Source organism: Catenuloplanes japonicus (assembly GCF_000717135.1).
GTDB classification, from domain to species: Bacteria; Actinomycetota; Actinomycetes; order Mycobacteriales; family Micromonosporaceae; genus Catenuloplanes; species Catenuloplanes japonicus.
Map to the genome: position 1 here is coordinate 79,599 of NZ_JNXY01000008.1, position 16,398 is coordinate 95,996.

Annotated in this window: 11 protein-coding genes; 10 read left to right on the top strand and 1 reads right to left on the bottom strand. The window is 70.6% G+C overall.

The window, feature by feature from the left end:
* The first annotated feature begins 157 nt into the window (after positions 1 to 157).
* From OP04_RS14650 to OP04_RS14695, 10 genes are all read left to right on the top strand, one after another.
* The gene (locus OP04_RS14650; protein ID WP_033340219.1) at positions 158 to 1,270 is read left to right on the top strand and encodes a hypothetical protein; all 1,113 of its coding nucleotides are present in this window, start codon (positions 158 to 160) and stop codon (positions 1,268 to 1,270) included.
* Positions 1,267 to 2,673 (top strand): O-antigen ligase family protein, encoded by a 1,407-nt coding sequence (locus OP04_RS14655; RefSeq protein WP_051797907.1) that lies wholly within the window; start codon positions 1,267 to 1,269, stop codon positions 2,671 to 2,673. Before OP04_RS14650 ends, OP04_RS14655 begins: the two co-directional genes overlap by 4 nt.
* Positions 2,674 to 2,784: 111 nt before the next feature.
* The gene (locus tag OP04_RS14660) at positions 2,785 to 3,819 is read left to right on the top strand and encodes an NAD-dependent epimerase/dehydratase family protein (protein ID WP_033340220.1); all 1,035 of its coding nucleotides are present in this window, start codon (positions 2,785 to 2,787) and stop codon (positions 3,817 to 3,819) included.
* The gene (locus OP04_RS14665; protein WP_033340221.1) at positions 3,816 to 4,973 is read left to right on the top strand and encodes a class I SAM-dependent methyltransferase; all 1,158 of its coding nucleotides are present in this window, start codon (positions 3,816 to 3,818) and stop codon (positions 4,971 to 4,973) included. The genes OP04_RS14660 and OP04_RS14665 overlap by 4 nt, the downstream gene beginning before the upstream one ends.
* Positions 4,970 to 5,926 carry a glycosyltransferase family 2 protein gene (locus OP04_RS14670; protein WP_051797909.1) on the top strand — a complete coding sequence of 319 codons (957 nt, stop codon included), beginning with the start codon at positions 4,970 to 4,972 and terminating at the stop codon, positions 5,924 to 5,926. The genes OP04_RS14665 and OP04_RS14670 overlap by 4 nt, the downstream gene beginning before the upstream one ends.
* Positions 5,923 to 7,239, top strand: coding sequence for a glutamate-1-semialdehyde 2,1-aminomutase (locus OP04_RS14675; RefSeq protein WP_033340222.1), 1,317 nt, complete (start codon positions 5,923 to 5,925; stop codon positions 7,237 to 7,239). Before OP04_RS14670 ends, OP04_RS14675 begins: the two co-directional genes overlap by 4 nt.
* A 267-nt stretch (positions 7,240 to 7,506) precedes the next feature.
* Positions 7,507 to 10,341, top strand: a complete 2,835-nt coding sequence (fxsT, locus tag OP04_RS14680; RefSeq protein ID WP_033340223.1) for an FxSxx-COOH system tetratricopeptide repeat protein — start codon at positions 7,507 to 7,509, stop codon at positions 10,339 to 10,341.
* A 42-nt stretch (positions 10,342 to 10,383) separates the two neighbouring features.
* On the top strand, positions 10,384 to 11,646 hold the full coding sequence (locus tag OP04_RS14685) for an FxsB family cyclophane-forming radical SAM/SPASM peptide maturase (protein WP_085066469.1): 1,263 nt from the start codon (positions 10,384 to 10,386) through the stop codon (positions 11,644 to 11,646).
* Complete coding sequence (locus tag OP04_RS14690; RefSeq protein WP_051797911.1) at positions 11,639 to 12,901, top strand: HEXXH motif domain-containing protein; 1,263 nt, start codon at positions 11,639 to 11,641, stop codon at positions 12,899 to 12,901. The genes OP04_RS14685 and OP04_RS14690 overlap by 8 nt, the downstream gene beginning before the upstream one ends.
* Before the next feature lie 266 nt (positions 12,902 to 13,167).
* A complete protein-coding gene (locus OP04_RS14695; protein WP_033340224.1) occupies positions 13,168 to 13,356 on the top strand; it encodes a hypothetical protein in 189 nt (62 codons plus the stop codon).
* Here the strand turns inward: OP04_RS14695 and fxsT (OP04_RS48470) are convergent, their stop codons facing one another.
* On the bottom strand, positions 13,357 to 16,377 hold the full coding sequence (gene fxsT, locus OP04_RS48470) for an FxSxx-COOH system tetratricopeptide repeat protein (RefSeq protein ID WP_033340225.1): 3,021 nt from the start codon (positions 16,375 to 16,377) through the stop codon (positions 13,357 to 13,359).
* Between the last annotated feature and the right edge of the window lie 21 nt (positions 16,378 to 16,398).

Here is a 16,398-nt window from a genome sequence, read left to right on the forward strand (position 1 = left end):
TTGTCGAGGGTTGCCAAAGGCCGCCGGGCGCGGTCAAACTCCTTTAGCAAGCGCTGAGGCAGCAAGGAAGCACAGCCCGTGCGCATAAGGGTTCGGGGATTTAAATATGTGTGCGATCCCCGGCTGATCGCATCCTCGCCCGCCACGAGAGGACCCCATGGATTTCGCGGATGTCGCCAAGCTGTTGTGGCGACGCTGGTACCTGACCGCGCCGTTGCTCCTGCTCACGGTGGCCGCCATGGTGTGGATGGCGCTCGTGGTGAAGCCGGACTACAAGGCGATCGGCAACGTGACGCTGCTCCCGCCGAAGGAGTCCACCCAGCAGGCGATCGGCACGACCCAGGAGGTCAACCCCTGGGAGCCCGCCGCGCTGGCCGAGGCGACGATCATCCGGCTGCAGAGCAAGGCGCTCGCCGACCTGCTGGACGCCGAGGGTTACCGCGGCCAGTGGACCGTCACCACGCTGGACACGAACGCGCCGATCATCTCGATCGAGGTGGTCTCGCCGACCGAGGCCCAGGCCCGCGCCGCGCTCGGTGCGCTGGTCAAGGTCGTGCAGGAGGAGGTCTCCACCAAGCAGGAGGCCTACAAGCTGCGGGACGGTGAGAAGATCACCACCCTGCCGCTGGAGAACGCGGACAGCGTGGAGAAGGTCACCACCAAGCTCAAGCGCGCGCTGGTCGTCGTGTTCGGCGTCGGCCTGATCCTGACCATCGGCGTGGCCGTGCTGGTCGACGCCGTGCTGCGCCGCCGGGCCCGCCGGCAGGTGGAGGGCGCGATCCCGGCGCCGGTGCCGGTGGTCATCCCGCCGCGGCCGGTGATGCCGGTGGCGAGCCCGTCGACCGACCTGTCCAGCACGCAGCGGATCGCGCCGGTCGTGCTGGCCGGTCCGGCGCTGCCGGTGCGGACCATGCCGATCAAGACCACGCCGGAGCCCGCGAAGAAGGCCGGCGGCGCGGTCTACGGCCAGCGCCGGCCGTCCGAGGAAGCGCCGTCCGCCGGTGGCATCCGCCCCGACTTCAACGCGGCGGAGAAGCCGGCCGCCCCGAAGTCCGTGACGCAGAAGCCCGGCACGCCGCCGATGCCCGCGGTGCAGATCCAGCTCGCCCAGAAGAAGGCGGCGGCGTCGGACACCAAGCCCGCCCACGAGGCGACGAAGCCGGCCGAGACCGCGCGGCCGATGCCGGACGACGCGACGATCGTGCTGCCGCTGTCCAACGCCGGCTGGTCGAAGCCGGCCGCCGAGTCCACCGAGGCCACGAAGCCTTGACCAGCGCGGTGAGCGGCGGCCTGCACCACCCGGTCGACCTCGAGCCCTCGCTGCTCGAGGACGTCGGCACGGTCGGCTCGACCTACACGACGCGCGGGCGCCGCCACCTGCTGGACGGCGCCGCGCTGCTCAGCCTGCTCGTCATGCTCAACCTGCTGCTGCCGCAGGACCTGGTGGTGGCGCAGCTGAGCTCGCTGGGCCGGCCCGCGCTGCTGCTGGGCCTGGTGTTCTTCTTCGGCTGGCTGGTCTCGAAGCTGCACCCGAGGCTCGCGCTGCGCGGTCCGCAGCCGGTGCGCTGGGCCGCGATCGGCTACCTCGCGACCGTGCTCTCCGCGTACGCGGCCGGCTACCTGCGCGGCCTGCCGTCGCTGGAGGCGAACGCGGCCGACCGCGCGGTGATCAGCACGCTGTGCTTCCTCGGCGTGCTGCTGGTCTGCGCGGACGGCATCTCCAACCGCGACCGGCTGGACAGCCTGCTGAAGATCTCGGTCTGGTGCGGCACGGTGATGGCCGCGATCGGGCTGCTCCAGGCCGGTCTCGCGGTCGACGTCACGAAGTACATCAAGATCCCGGGCCTGTCGCTGCACCACGGCGAGGAACTGGGCTTCATGTCCCGCGGCGACGGCTTCTTCCGGGTCGCGAGCACGGCGCAGCACTACATCGAGTTCAGCACCGTGATGGCGATCCTGCTGCCGTTCGCGGTGCACTACGCGATGTTCGGCAAGCGGAAGGTGATCCGGCAGTGGGCGATCGTGGCCGGCGTGCTGATGGGCGCGGCGATCCCGATGACGCTCTCCCGGACCGGCATCGTGGCGCTGGTCGTCGGCGCGCTGGCGATGATGCCGGCGTGGAGCTGGCGGGTGCGGATCAACCTGGCCGGGCTCGGCATCCTGCTCGGCGGCGCGCTGATGGCGGTCAAACCGGGCCTGATGGGCACGATCCTGTCGATGTTCACCGGCGCGGCGGACGACCCGAGCATCACCGGTCGCACCGACGACTACGCGGTGATCTTCTCCTACTTCGCGGAGCGCCCGTTCTTCGGCCGCGGGCCGGGCACGTTCATCCCGACCATCTACTTCTTCGTCGACAACGAGTGGCTCCAGCACCTGGTCACCATGGGTGCGCTGGGCGTGGCCGGGCTGGCGACGCTGCACCTGACCGCGTTGACGCTGGGCGTGCTGGCGTACCGGCGGGCCACGCTGCGCGAGGACAAGCACCTGGCCGCGTGCCTGATCGCGGTGCAGCTGATCGCGATCACGGTGGCCGCCACGTTCGACTCGATGGGCTTCACCACCTACAGCACGATGCTGGCGCTGATGACCGGGGCGACCGGCGCGGTGTGGCGCCTCACCCACCCGGCCCGGATGGTCCGCAGCTCCGCGCCACGGCTGACGAACGACTGATTCTCGAATCAACTTTGAGACGGTCATCCGAACCGTGAGTGCCATGAGCGTTTCTCGTTTCCGCAGCTAGCGTGGCTTCGGGAGCACCTTCGACACACTTGGGAGATCAGCATGCGCGTCCTCGTCACCGGACACGAGGGTTACCTGGGCAGCGTGCTCGTCCCTCGGCTCATCGCGGCCGGCCACGAGGTCGTCGGCCTGGACGTCGGGCTCTTCGCGGACTGCCTGATCGGCCCCGCGCCGGTCGAGGTGCCGGCCATCCGCACCGACCTGCGCGACATCACGGCGGACGAGCTGCGGGCCGCGCGCATCGAGGCGGTCGTGCACCTCGCGGCGATCTGCAACGACCCGATCGGGAACCTGAACCCGCAGCTCACCTACGAGGTGAACCACCGGTCGACGCTGCGCCTGGCGCGGGCGGCCAAGGAGGCGGGCGCGAACCGCTTCCTGTTCTCCTCGTCGTGCAGCCTCTACGGCAAGGGCGCGGACGACGCGCCGCTGGACGAGACCGCGGGCTTCCACCCGGTCACGCCGTACGGCGAGTCGAAGATCCTGTCCGAGCAGGGCCTGCTGGAGCTGGCGGACGACGACTTCTCCCCGACGTTCCTGCGCAACGCCACCGCCTACGGCTTCTCCCCGCGGCTGCGCGGCGACCTGGTCGTCAACGACCTGGTCGGGCACGCGCTGCACACCGGCGAGGTGCGGCTGCAGAGCGACGGCACCGCGTGGCGGCCGCTGGTGCACGCGGACGACATCGCGCACGCGTTCGAGGCGCTGCTCTCCGTCGACCGTTCCAGGATCCACGCCAAGGCCTACAACATCGGGCGTACGACCGAGAACTACCTGATCCGGGACGTGGCCAACCTGGTGCGCGACCTGGTCGGCGGCACGGTCACGTTCGCCGAGGGCGCCGGCACGGACCTGCGCAACTACCGGGTGACCTGTGACCTGATCGCGGCCGAGGTGCCCGAGTTCCAGCCACAGTGGACCGTCGCGAAGGGGATCGAGCAGCTCGTCGAGGCGTACCGCCGGAATGATCTGCGGCTTGAGGATCTGATGGGTGTCCGCCACCAGCGGCTCAAGCGCATCAACGAACTCACGGCCGCCGGGAAGCTGGACGGCGAGCTGCGCTGGACCACCGCGTGACGCGCCGCTGCGACGCCTGCGGCGAGGGCGAGCTGGAGGTCTTCGCCGACCTCGGCGAGATCCCGGTGCTGTGCGGCGTGCACTGGGCGGACCGGGACGAGGCCGCGGCCAGCCCGGTCGGTCAGATGACGCTCGCCGCCTGCGCCGAGTGCGGATATGTCCGGAACATCGCGTTCGATCCGGCGGTCATGGTCTACGACACGACCATGGACACGAACCTGCATCACTCCCCCGCCTTCGCGGCGTTCTCCGCGGAGCTGGTGGAGCGGCTCTCCCAGCGGTACGCGCTGCGCGGCAAGCGGGTGCTGGACGTGGGCTGCGGGCAGGGCGAGTTCCTGCGCGAGCTGTGCCACGCCGGCGGCGCGACCGGGCACGGGTTCGACGCGATGTACGCGGGTGCGGAAGGGCCGGACCCGTCGGGCGCGGTGTTCCACAGTGGTTACGCGCCGCGCGGCGCGACGCTGCCGGAGTACGACCTGTTCACCACGCGGCACTGGTTCGAGCACATCGCTGACCCGTTCGAGTTCCTGGTCGACCTGCGGACGCGGGCCGGTGATCACCCGGTGCACGGCTACATCGAGGTGCCGGACGCGGGTTACGACCTGTCCACCGCCGGGTGGGAGGTCATCTACCCGCACGTGTCCTACTTCGACGCCTACGCGCTGACGACGATCGTGGAGCGGGCCGGGTGGACGGTCGAGGACTCCGGCACGTTCTTCCACGGCATGTTCCGCTACATCGAGATATCGAACCGGACGCCGGAGACGTCGACCGCGGCAACGGAGGACCGCACCCGTACCCTCGCGGCGGTCAAGGGTTTCGCGAAGCGCCACCACGACGAGCGGGACCGATGGGAACAACGCATCGCCCAGCTCGTCGCCGAGGGCGCGAACCCGGTGATGTGGGGCGCCGGCTCCCGCGGCGTGCAGTTCCTGACGCTGGCCGACCGCACCCACCAGCTCGCCGCCGTGGTCGACGTCAACCCGCGCAAGCATGGCCGCTATCTCCCGGTCACCGCGCACCGGGTGGACGCGCCGGAGCTGCTGACCGAGCTGAAGCCGAAGGCCGTCGTCATCACCAACCCGGCCTACCGGACCGAGATCGCGGCGCAGCTGGCCGCGCTCGGCGTCGACGCGGAGCTGCTGATCGCATGAAGCCCACGGTCACCCTCGGCGTCACCGCCTACAACGTCGAGCGCTACCTGCCGCTGGCGTTCGAGTCCGTGCTGGCCCAGGACTACACCGACTTCGAGGTGGTGGTCTGCGACAACCGGTCGACGGACCGGACCTGGGAGATCTGCCAGGAGTACGCGGCGCGCGACCCGCGGTTCCGGATCTACCGCAACGAGGAGAACCTGGGCGAGGCCGGCAACTTCGCCCGGGTGGTGTCACTGGCCGAGGGCCGGTACTTCCGGCTCACCGCGCACGACGACCTGATGGCACCGTCGCTGCTGCGCGCGTGCGTGGCCGTGCTGGACGCGGACCCGGGCGTGGTGTGCGCGTACCCGCAGACCGTGATCATCGACGCGGACGGCAACCCGGTCAGCGACTGGGACGACCGCCTCGACCTCACCGACCCGAACCCGGTCCGCCGGCTGGCCCACTTCGCCCAGCGGTGGTCGCTGCTGAACGAGCTGTTCGGACTGATCCGCACGGACGCGCTGCGCGGCACGAAACTGCTCGGGCAATACCTTTCCAGCGACGCCCGGATCGTGGCCGAGCTGGTGCTGCAGGGGCGCTTCCAGGTCGTACCCTCGCGGCTCTTCTATCGCCGGATGCATCCGGCCATGACCTTCGGCGGCGACCGCACCGACGTGATGGCGCACCACGAGCCACGCCTCGCGATGAAGGCGCGCAAGGCCGCGCGGCGGGCCCGCCCCGGCGCCGACCACCAGCTGCTCATCGCGGACGTGATGCGGACGTTCCTGGCCACCGCGGACCAGCCGCTGGCGACCCGGCTCGGCAGCGCGGCCACGTTCGGCGCGGTCGCGCAGTCCCGGCGGGCCCGGATCCGGCTCGGCCGGCTGCGCAGCCGGGTCACCGGCGGCACGCTCGCAAAACCGCCGTGGGAGAACCCGGACGGCTCGCTGAAGAAGGAGACTCCATGAGGTTCGACGCGTCCCGGGAGATGCGGGAACGCGCGCACGCCATGATCCCCGGCGGCGCGCACACCTACGCCAAGGGCGACGACCAGTACCCGGAGGACGCGCCGGGCTTCATCGTCCGCGGCGCCGGCTGCCACGTCTGGGATGTCGACGGCAACGAGTTCATCGAGTACGGCATGGGGCTGCGCGCCGTCACGCTGGGCCACGGATATCAGCCCGTGGTCGCGGCCGCCGCCGCGGCGCTCCCGCACGGCAGCAACTTCACCCGCCCGGCCGCGATCGAGGTCGAGGCCGCGGAACGCCTGCTGGGACTGGTCGGGCGGCACGACGGCGCCATGGTCAAGTTCGCCAAGCACGGCTCGGACGCCACCACGGCCGCGGTCAAGCTGGCCCGCGCGCACACCGGCCGGGACCTGGTCGCCATCTGCACCGACCACCCGTTCTTCTCCACGGACGACTGGTTCATCGGCGCGACCGGCATGCCCGGCGGCGTGCCGTCGGCCGTCCGCGCGCTGACCGTGGGGTTCCGCTACAACGACGTACCCTCTCTCGAAGCGGTTTTTGCCGACAACCCCGGACAGATCGCCTGCCTGGTGCTGGAGGCCGAGACCACCACCGCGCCCGAGCCCGGCTTCCTGGCCGAGGTCCGGCGGCTCTGTGATGAGAACGGCGCGCTGCTGGTGGTCGACGAGACGCTGACCGGCTTCCGGTGGCACAACCGGGGCGCGCAGGAGGTCCACGGTCTCACCGGTGACCTCGCGGTCTACGGCAAGGCGATGGGCAACGGCTTCGCGATCTCCGCGCTGGCCGGCCGCCCCGACGTGATGGAGCTGGGCGGCCTGCGGCACGACCGCGAGCGCGTCTTCCTGCTCTCCACCACGCACGGCGCGGAGACGCACGCGCTGGCCGCCGCGATCGCGGTGATGACCGAGTACGAGCGCGAGCCCGTGATCGAGACGCTGTACCGGCAGGGCGCGCGCCTCGCGGCCGGCGTCACCGAGGCCGCGGCACGGCACGGCGTGAGCGACCATTTCGGCGTGCTGGGCCGCGACTGCAATCTGATCTATTACACGAAGGACGCGTCCGGCGAGCGCTCCCAGCCGTTCCGCACGCTGTTCCTCCAGGAGCTGATCGCGGGCGGCGTCATCGCACCGTCCTTCAGCATCTCGTTCTCCCACACGGACGCGGACGTGGACCGCACCGTCGAGGTGGTCGACGCGGCCCTGGGCGTCTACGCGAAGGCGCTGGACGCGGGCAGCGTGGACGGCCTGCTGCGCGGCCGCCCGGTCGCGCCGGTGTTCCGCCGGTTCAATTAGTCCGTTCCACCCCGAGAAGGCCGCGAGCTCGTTGCTCGCGGCCTTTTCCGTCCGAAAGGGCCATGCATTCCGGCTGCATGATGAGAATCCCGCGATCACGATTCGTCATAGCTCTTAGTGCGATCGGTGTGGGTGGATGCCCTATTGGTCGCCAAATGTTTACTCCTGTTGGTCCGTGTAGTTCTATGGAATTCTGTCTCTGACAGAACCTGACGGTTGTTGGCACCGGCAGTGATGTGTTGGCAGTCGTGACTGGGAGCGTGGCGGGTGGCCCATGGAGACTCCGGCTCGGACGGTCCGCGTGCCGAACTCGTCGCCGAGCTGCAGCTGCTCTACCGCGCGGCAGGGCGCCCGGCCTACCGGCGGGTGAGCGTCGCGATCAGCGAGCGCGACGACATGCCCGACACGGTCAGCCACGAGACCGTCAGCGCCATCCTCCGCGGCGAGTGGCTGTCCCGCTGGATCAAGGTGGAGTGCGTGGTCCGGCAGCTCGCCACCATGGCCGTGCACAAGCCCGCGCCCGAGCTGGAGGTGCGCCGTTTCCAGGCGCTCTGGCTGGCCGCGGACGACGCGCAGCGCGGTCGTGACCCCGGGGCGGCCGTCCAGCTCCACTCCGGCCTCTTCAACAGCGCGCCTCTGCCCGAGGGGTCGATCGGCGAAGGGCTCCCGCAACGCAATCCCATGTTCACCGGCCGGCAGGACCTGCTCGACCTGGTCGCCCGGGAGCTGGCGCAGGAGCAGCCGCGGCCGGTGGTGCTCTACGGGCTCGGGGGGATGGGCAAGACACAGCTCGCCGCGGAATACGCGCATCGGCGCCGAGCCGACTACGACCGGATCTGGTGGATCCCCGCCGAGCAGCCGTCCGCCGCGCTCGCGGAGATGACCCGGATCGCGGATCGTCTGGAGATCCCGCCGAGCCGGTCCACGCTGCAGACCGTCCGCACCGTGCTGAACCGGCTCGAGACCGGCGGGATCGGCCGCTGGCTGCTCGTCTACGACAACGCGGACTCGGCGGTGGAGACCGAGACGTTCATGCCCCGGTCCGGTGGCGACGTGATCGTCACGACCAGGGACGCCGCCTCATGGCGCGATCGCGGGCGACTGGTCGAGGTCGACGTCTTCAAGCGACCGGAGAGCATCGAGCTGCTGCGAGGGCGCGGCCATCGGATCTCCTTCGCGGACGCGGAACGGCTCGCCGACTTCCTGGGCGACATGCCGCTGGCGCTGGAGCAGGTGGCGGCCATGCAGTCCTACATGCGCACGCCGATCGGTGACTACCTCGAACAGCTGGAGACCCGCGCGGGTGTGCTGCTCGCGCAGGGCAGGCCATCGGGTCACTCGGAGACGGTGGCGAGCGCGTTCCAGCTGGCCTACGACCGTCTCCGCCGCGAGTCGTTCGGCGCCGCGCAACTGCTCGACATGCTCTCCTGCCTCAGCGCGGAACCCATTCCGCTGGCCCTGTTACGCCGTGCCGGTGGCACCGCGATCCCCGATCCGCTGGGCCGGATCCTGGACGATCCGGCCGAGCTGGAGGCGGCGGTGTGGCGCCTCGGCCGGTACGGCCTGGTGCGGGTGGGAGAGGACGCCCAGCGCCTGGAGGTCCACCGTCTCGTGCAGCTCATCGTGCGCGACGTGATGGGCACGGAGGAACTCCGGCTCGCCCGGATGAGCGCGCACCGCCTGCTCAGCTTCGCCAACCCGGGTTCCCCCGAAGATCCGATCACGTGGGACCTCCACTCACAGCTCCAGCGGCACGTCCGGGTGTCGAACCTGGTCACGAACATGGATCCGGCAGCACGCCAGACCGTGCTGGACCAGATCAGATACCTGTCGCTGTCCGGAGACCCCTCCGAGTCCGCGCGGCTGGCCAGGGAGGCGCAGGCGGCGTGGGACGCCGGTGGCGCACATCGGGACGAGTTCACCTATCAATGCCGCCGTCACCTGCTGCACGCGCTGCTCATCATCGGTCGCTACGCCGACGCGACCGGGGTCGCAGACGGCCTCTGGACCGAGATCCACGCCGACGACGGTCTCCGTCCCGAGCACGAACTGCGGATCGGCGTCGCGGTGTCCGTCGCGCAGCATCGCAGACTGTTCGGGAATTACACGGAGGCGCTCGAGATGGAGCGGGGCCGTCTCACCGCGCTCCAGTCCACCGGCGATGTCCCACGCGTGCTCGGTGGCAGGAGCAACGAGGCGGTCAGCCTCCGGCTGCTGGGCCGATTCGCCGAGGCGCTGGAGATCGACAGGGACGTCGCGAAGGAGCGGGCACGGCTCTTCGGACCCGTCAATTATTGGACGATGCTGTCAGACTCCAACGTGGCTCGCGATCTCTACGGTCTGGGCCACTATCGCGAGGCACTGGACATCATGGAGAGAGTCCTCCCACTGGTGCGCCGGGAGCTGGGGCACCGCCACGACCATGCGCTGATCGGGGCCCGGACACTCGCCATCGCGGCACGCAAGACCGGCGACCTCGACCGCGCGCTGGCGGAGAGCCGGGAGAACTATCTGAACTGCCAGGGCACCTACCTGGCCGACCACGGCAACACGCTGGCAGCGGTGATGACCTATGCGAACACGCTCGGCGTCACCGGCCAGGTCACCTCCGCCTGGGATCTTGCCACCATGGCGATCCATCGCTATCGGCGCAGTCTGGGCGATCGGAACCCGCTCTCGCTCGCGGCGTCGATCAACCTCGGGATCATCTTGCGCGCGCAGGGCGAGGGCCGGAAAGCCCGCCAGATCGACCGGCTGACGCGAGAGGCGCTGCGCCGGGCGCTCGGCGACAGACATCCCTACACCCTGGCCGCCTCGATGGGCCTCGCCAACGACCTCACCATGGTGCACGAGGAGGAGGCCGCCGCATCGCTCCTGACCGAGACCTGGAAGCTCATGCGGGAGGTGCGCGGTGAGGAACATCCCGAGACGTTGACCTGCGCGGTCAACTACGGGCTGCTGGGCGCCCGGAGCGAGCAGATCCCCGGGCTGGAGGAGAGCCTGGGTAGCCTGGAGAAGGTTCTCGGCGCGGGTCACCCGCATGTGTCGGCCCTGCGGCAGGGTCAGCGAGGCGAGTGCGATGTAGAGCCGCCGCCCACCTAACATTCGGACCGCAGACACGGGTCGAGCCGAAGGGACGAGGCGATGGACGGTCCCATTCCGATTGTGATCGGTTCGCCGGTCACGGTCGCCACCCCGGCCGTGCGCCGGCCGAGGTGGCCGGACGCGGAGCTCGATGTCGCGGGGCTGCGCGCGGAGGGGTGGCGGCCGACGCCGTTCCGGGACTTCGTGCTCAAGGTGCATCAGCGATGCAACCTGGCCTGCGACTACTGCTACGTCTACACGATGGCGGACCAGAGCTGGCGGGACCGGCCGATGGCGATGGCGCCGGAGACCTGGCGGGCCGCGGCGGGCCGGATCGCGGAGCACGCGCGCACGCACGGGCTGTCCCGCGTCCGGGTGATCCTGCACGGCGGCGAGCCGCTGCTGCTGGGCGCGAGCGGGCTGGCGCCGCTGCTGGCGGACCTGACCGCGACGATCGCCCCGGTCACCACGCTCGACCTCCAGCTGCAGACCAACGGGCTGCTGCTCGACGAGCGGGTGCTCGACGTCCTCCGATCCCACGGGGTACGCGTCGGCGTCAGCCTGGACGGCACGGCCGAGGCCAACGACCGGCATCGGCGGTTCGCGGACGGCCGGGGGAGCAGCGCCGGCGTCGACCGCGCGCTGCGGCTGCTCACCGCGCCCGCGCACCGGGCCGCCTACGCCGGGCTGCTGGCCACGGTGGACATCACGCAGGACCCGGTCGAGGCGTACCGGAACCTCCAGCGGTACGCGCCCCCGGTCCTGGACTTCCTGCTCCCGCACGCGAACTGGGACGCTCCGCCGGGGCCGCGCGCGGACGCACCGTACGGTGAATGGCTCATCAAGGTTTTTGATCTGTGGTATTCCGAGCGTCCGCAGCCGATCAGGATCCGCCTGTTCGAGGACGTGATCAGGCTGATCCTGGGCCACGGCGGCCGGTCCGAGCAGGCCGGCCTCAGCCCGGTCGCGGTCGCGGTGGTGGAGTCGGACGGCGCGATCGAGCAGGTCGACTCGCTGAAGTCGGCCTATCCGGGCGCGTGCGAGACCGGGCTGACCGTGTTCGGCGATCCGTTCGACGCGGCGTTCACGAACCCCGGCGTGGTGGCTCGTCAGATCGGGCTGCGGGCACTATGCAGTACCTGCCGATCCTGTCCGCTGCACACGGTGTGCGGTGCCGGGCACTACGCGCACCGCTACCGGGCAGGAGAGGGCTTCCTCAACCCGACCGTGTACTGCGCCGACATGACCCTGCTGATCCGACACGTGATCTCGGTGGTGTCGGACGACGTACGCCAGAGATTGGCGGCCTCGCACCGTGACTGATTTCCACCGTCTCAGCGACGACGACTTCGACGCGCTCGCCACCGGCCTCGGCGGTGCCGGCCCGGTCCGGCAACTCGCCGAGAGCCAGCTGAGCCGCACGCTGCTGCTGCTGCGCTACGTCTGCACGCAGTGGCCCGGCCCGGCCGCGGACCGGGACGCCGCGGTCGCCGCGCTCGCGGCCGCGCAACGCCACAAGCCCGAGGTGTACGAGCGGCTGCTCGGCAGCCCGCTGACCGGCGCGTGGGCCGCGGGCACGGTGCGACGGCTGCGCGCGGGCGAGCCGGTCGAGGCCGGCCTCGGCTACCTGGGCGCGCTCGCGGCCGCGGCCGCGGCGGAGACCGGGATCGACGCCGAGACCAGGGGGTACGCGACCGGTGGCGCGCTCACGCTGCCCGGCCTCGGCACGGCCCGGCTGCCGGACGGCGCGGACGGCCCGGTGCGGATCACGGTCACCGGCGGCGTGGTCACGCTGGACGGCGCGGGCGGACCGCTGCGCGTGCCCTCGGACGATGCCGCGCGGTGGGAATCGCGGCGTGCGCTCGGCGCCGGTGTAGTCCTGGAGGACGGTGACCCGTACCGCGACTCCTACCACGTGGACCCGGCCGCGCGGCTCGGCGACGCCGAGGCGGCCGGGTGGGCCGCGGTCTTCGCGGAGGCGTGGGAGCTGCTCGGCCGCGTGCTGCCGGACCGGGCGCCGGAGCTGGCCGCCGGCCTGCGCGTGCTGGTGCCGCTGCACGACGACGGCACCGGCGCGGCGCGCAGCGGGACCGGGCGCGACTCGTTCGGCATGGTCGGGCTGAGCCGGCCACTGTCCGCCGTGGACCTGGTGGTGACGCTGGTGCACGAGTTCCAGCACTCGAAGATGAGCGCGCTGCTGACGCTGTGCCCGCTCTACGTCCCGGGCGGCGGCGAGCGGCACTTCGCGCCGTGGCGGACCGACCCGCGCCCGACCGGCGGCCTGCTGCAGGGCGTCTACGCGTTTCTCGGCGTCGCCGACGTGTGGTCCAGGCTGCGCGGGCACGACCCGGAGGCCGAGCCGCAGTTCGCCACGTTCCTCGCGGAGGTGCGGGCCGGGTGGGAGGCGCTGGCCGGCTCCGCCGAGCTGACACCGGCCGGGCGGCGGTTCGTCGCCGGGATGGGCGAGGCCATCGCCGTGCTGGAGGCCGAGCCGTTGCCGGCCGTGATCGCACAGCGGTCGCGGGACGAGCTGACGCGCAAACATGCGGCCTGGTCAGTTCGGCAGGGACGGTCCTGATCGGAATCCCACGGGGCGCTATTCGTGGCGCAGCGTAGTGATGTTCATCTGTGAAAGGCGGTCCACGCAGCGTAAGATACTGTCAGAGTGCGTACGAGGCTGCCGAGCGCGCGGGGCGCTCCTCACCCGTAACGGCCTCACGGCGACGATTGCGTCGCACCCGGATCGCGACGCAGTCGCGGGCGTCCTGCACCTGCCCCGGCCGCCAGTGTTGTCGACACCTGCGTCGGATCCCCGGCTCATCAGATGAGGGTGCGGAGGCCTGCATGTTCGAGAACAGCCAGGGCACGATCAACGACGAGCTGCTCAGGGATGTGCGGAGTCTTCCGATCGGCGATCTGGTCGCGGAGACGACGGACGAAGGTCTGGACAGCGCGCTCGATCTGATTCTCAGTAGCCTGCCAGAGGAGGAGGAGAACCTGGCTGCATTCGGGAGTTCGGTAGGAGGTGCCTGATCAGGTCGGCGGCGGCTCGATGTCGCACTCGGCCCGCTTGCCACGGCTGACGTCGACGGTCTCGGGGTGATCCGGCCCGAGCACGTTGCTCATCGCCAGGACCGTGTCGTCGAGGAGTGCGGACCCGTCGGCCGTGTCGCCGGTCGCGATGCGGTCCAGCGCGGTGTTCGCCGCGCACGAGAGCGTGTAGGGGTGCTGCCCGCCGCGGGCTGCGTGGGACAGGTGGAGCGTGCGCTCGGACAGCTCGCGGGCGGCCGCGAGCTCGTGCGCCTGGGCCAGGCCGTTGGCGTAGTTCGAGGCGACACACAACGTGTAGCCGTGCTCCTCGCCGAGCACGCTCTTCAACGACTGGAACGTCTCCCGGTCCAGCTCCAGCGCCTCCCGGCTCTCACCCAGGGCGCGGAGCACGAGCGCGGTATTGGAGGCGGCCACCAGCGTGAGCGCGTGCTCGTGCCCGAATACGCGCCGGTAGCGCTCGACTGTGCCGGTCGCGATCCCACGTGCCTCGCCGGGCTGGCCCAGCACCCGGAGCGTGTTGGCCAGCGTCATGGCGGCGCTCAGCGAGTGTTCGTGGTCGGGGCCGAAACGGGCGACGGTGTCGCGATAGTTGTCGCGGGCGATCGGCAGGCTCTCCCGGTGCGCGCCCACCTTCCGCAGCGCGATCGCCCGGGTGCGGTTCGCCAGCAGGACGCTCGGGTGCCGGTCGCCGACCAGGGACGGGAAGATCCGGAGAACCGACTCCAGGACGTCGAGTGCCTCGGAATAGCGGCCCAGACCGTAGAGGTCACGCGCGAGGTTGGTCTGCGCGAACAGCGTCCGTGAGCTGCTCTCGCCCGTGCTTTCCTGGCAGGCGGAGACGACCTCGCCGTCCACCGTGAACGCCTCGCTGAAGTTGCTCAGCATCCGGAGGCTCACCGCACGATTGCTCGACACCCGGATCGTCTTGGGATCGTCGTCGCCGAAGACGTTGATGTGCCGCCGGAGCGACTCGTCTTCCGATACCAGTGACTCCTTGAATTCTCCGGCGATGCGGAGTCCGACGCCGACGTCGGCCAGGGTGAAGAGCGTGTGCTCGTGCAGTGGCCCGAACTCCGGGTTCGCCTCGAAGCGCTGGAGCGTGTCCTCGACGAGCCTGCGGGCTCGCTCGACGAAGCCGAGCGTGCGCAGCGTGGTGGCCAGCAGGCGCGTGGCAAGCAGCGTGAACTCGCCGTCCGGGCCCAGGTCCGTCGCGGTGCGGTTCTTCCGCCAGGTCTCCACTGTCTGCTCGCCGAGCCGGCGGGAGCCCTCGGAGTCGCCTACGACGTACAGATAGCGGATCTGATCGATGACCGCCTGGTGGGCGTCACGCTCGTCCGACACGATCAGGTGGGACGGAAGGATGTGCGGATTCAGCTGCGCATAGGTCTGCCATTCGCCGTCGGCGTCCGGATCGGCCGGGTTCGCCGCCGACAGGATCGCGTGCACGTTCCGCCGGCTCTGCTCGCTGCGGTCCTCACTCAACCCGTCCCGCACCACCAGCTGCACCAGCCTGTGCACCTGAATCGACTGGTCACCGCTGACCTTCGCCAGCCCGTACTGCCGCAGCGCCCGGATCGTCCGGCTCAGCTTGATCGAGTCGCGGAGGACGCCGCGGAGCGGCTGGGAGATGTCCGCGTTCTTCGCGGCCCGGAGCAGGCTCACCGACAGCGGTTCCGCGCCCAGGAACGCGAACAGCTCCAGCAGTTGCGCCACCGCGGGCGCGTCCACGCGGAGCCGGTCGAAGGCCAGGTTCACGAACGCGGCGACCGTGGTCGGATAGTTCGCCGGGCGGCCCTCGGACAGCAGTTCCTGGACGTGCTGGTCGAACAGGCTCAGGTATTCGTCGACCGGCATGCCGGTCGCGCTCTGCCAGGAGGCGGCCTGGTCGAGTGCGAGCGGGAGGTCGCCGAGCGTCTCGGCCAGGCGTTCCGCGTCCGCGCGGGCGATCTCGTTGCCGCGCTTGCGGATCAGTTCGACGCTTTCCGGGCGGTCGAAGATGTCGACCTCGATCGCGTCCCAGACGTTGGCCCAGGTCTGGTTGCGGGAGGTGAGGATGACGTGGCCGCCGGCGGACGGGACCAGGCCGGTGATGTCGTCCGGGTCGAGCGCGTTGTCGTAGACCAGCAGCCAGCGGAGCCGGGTGGACGCGAGCGCGTCGATCACCATGGTGGCGGCCTGGCGGAGGTCCTCGGTCTGGGGCAGCCCGAGGCGCCGGCTCAGGTCGAGGAGTGACTGCAGCACCAGGGACTGCTGCTCCGCGGAGATCCACCAGACCACGTCGTACTGGTCGGCGTAGCGGTAGACGAACTCGACGGCGAGCTGCGTCTTGCCGACGCCGCCCATGCCGTGCAGCGTCTGCGGGAGCACGGACGCGGCCGAGCGGGTCTCCAGCGCCTTGCGCAGGTTGGACAGCAGCGTCTCGCGACCGGTGAAGTCCGGGTTGCGCATCGGAATCCCGCCCCAGATGCGCACCTGCTCCGCCTCGCCACCGCTTCCCCCGAGGAGGTCGGCGGACGGTGAGAGGACGCTGGGCGCGGGACTGGTCAAGGTCTCTCCCGAATCGGGTGGGGCAGATTGTCCGGATTGCTTAGAATTGTAGGCGTTGGCGTCGCCCTCTGCCCGCAGATAGAAGGAGCGTCGGAGCGTGGTGAGGTGAATTTCCAGCAAAGACCGCTCGCTGAAACCCGCCTCGGCGCCGGCCTCGCCGATCCAGACGTGTAATCGCGCGGAGAGCGCGTCCGCCGCGGGGTCGTGGGCGATGCGCTCCACCAGGTAGAACAACGGTTGCGGAGCGGGGGCGGACGGTGGCAGCCCGGCGGCCCAGTCGACGAGGTGTGCGGCGTCGGACCAGTCCGGCTCGTTGCCAGGTGACACCAGCTCGAGGTCGAGCGCGGCGGCCGCCAGAACGGCCTGGGAAACCCCGTCGATCAGCGCGATCAGCCGGTGCCGCAGGCGGTGCGTCGGAGTGGGGCCGGATCCGGGCTCTGCGGTCGGATCGGTCAAAATCCTCCCCTTCCCGTCAGA

What these genes read in the sequence shown, in the direction of transcription:
- OP04_RS14675 (WP_033340222.1), top strand. Translation starts at nt 5,923, where the DNA reads ATGAGGTTCGACGCGTCCCGGGAGATGCGGGAACGCGCGCACGCCATG.
- OP04_RS14660 (WP_033340220.1), top strand. Translation starts at nt 2,785, where the DNA reads ATGCGCGTCCTCGTCACCGGACACGAGGGTTACCTGGGCAGCGTGCTC.
- OP04_RS14670 (WP_051797909.1), top strand. Translation starts at nt 4,970, where the DNA reads ATGAAGCCCACGGTCACCCTCGGCGTCACCGCCTACAACGTCGAGCGC.
- OP04_RS14650 (WP_033340219.1), top strand. Translation starts at nt 158, where the DNA reads ATGGATTTCGCGGATGTCGCCAAGCTGTTGTGGCGACGCTGGTACCTG.
- OP04_RS14695 (WP_033340224.1), top strand. Translation starts at nt 13,168, where the DNA reads ATGTTCGAGAACAGCCAGGGCACGATCAACGACGAGCTGCTCAGGGAT.
- OP04_RS14685 (WP_085066469.1), top strand. Translation starts at nt 10,384, where the DNA reads ATGGACGGTCCCATTCCGATTGTGATCGGTTCGCCGGTCACGGTCGCC.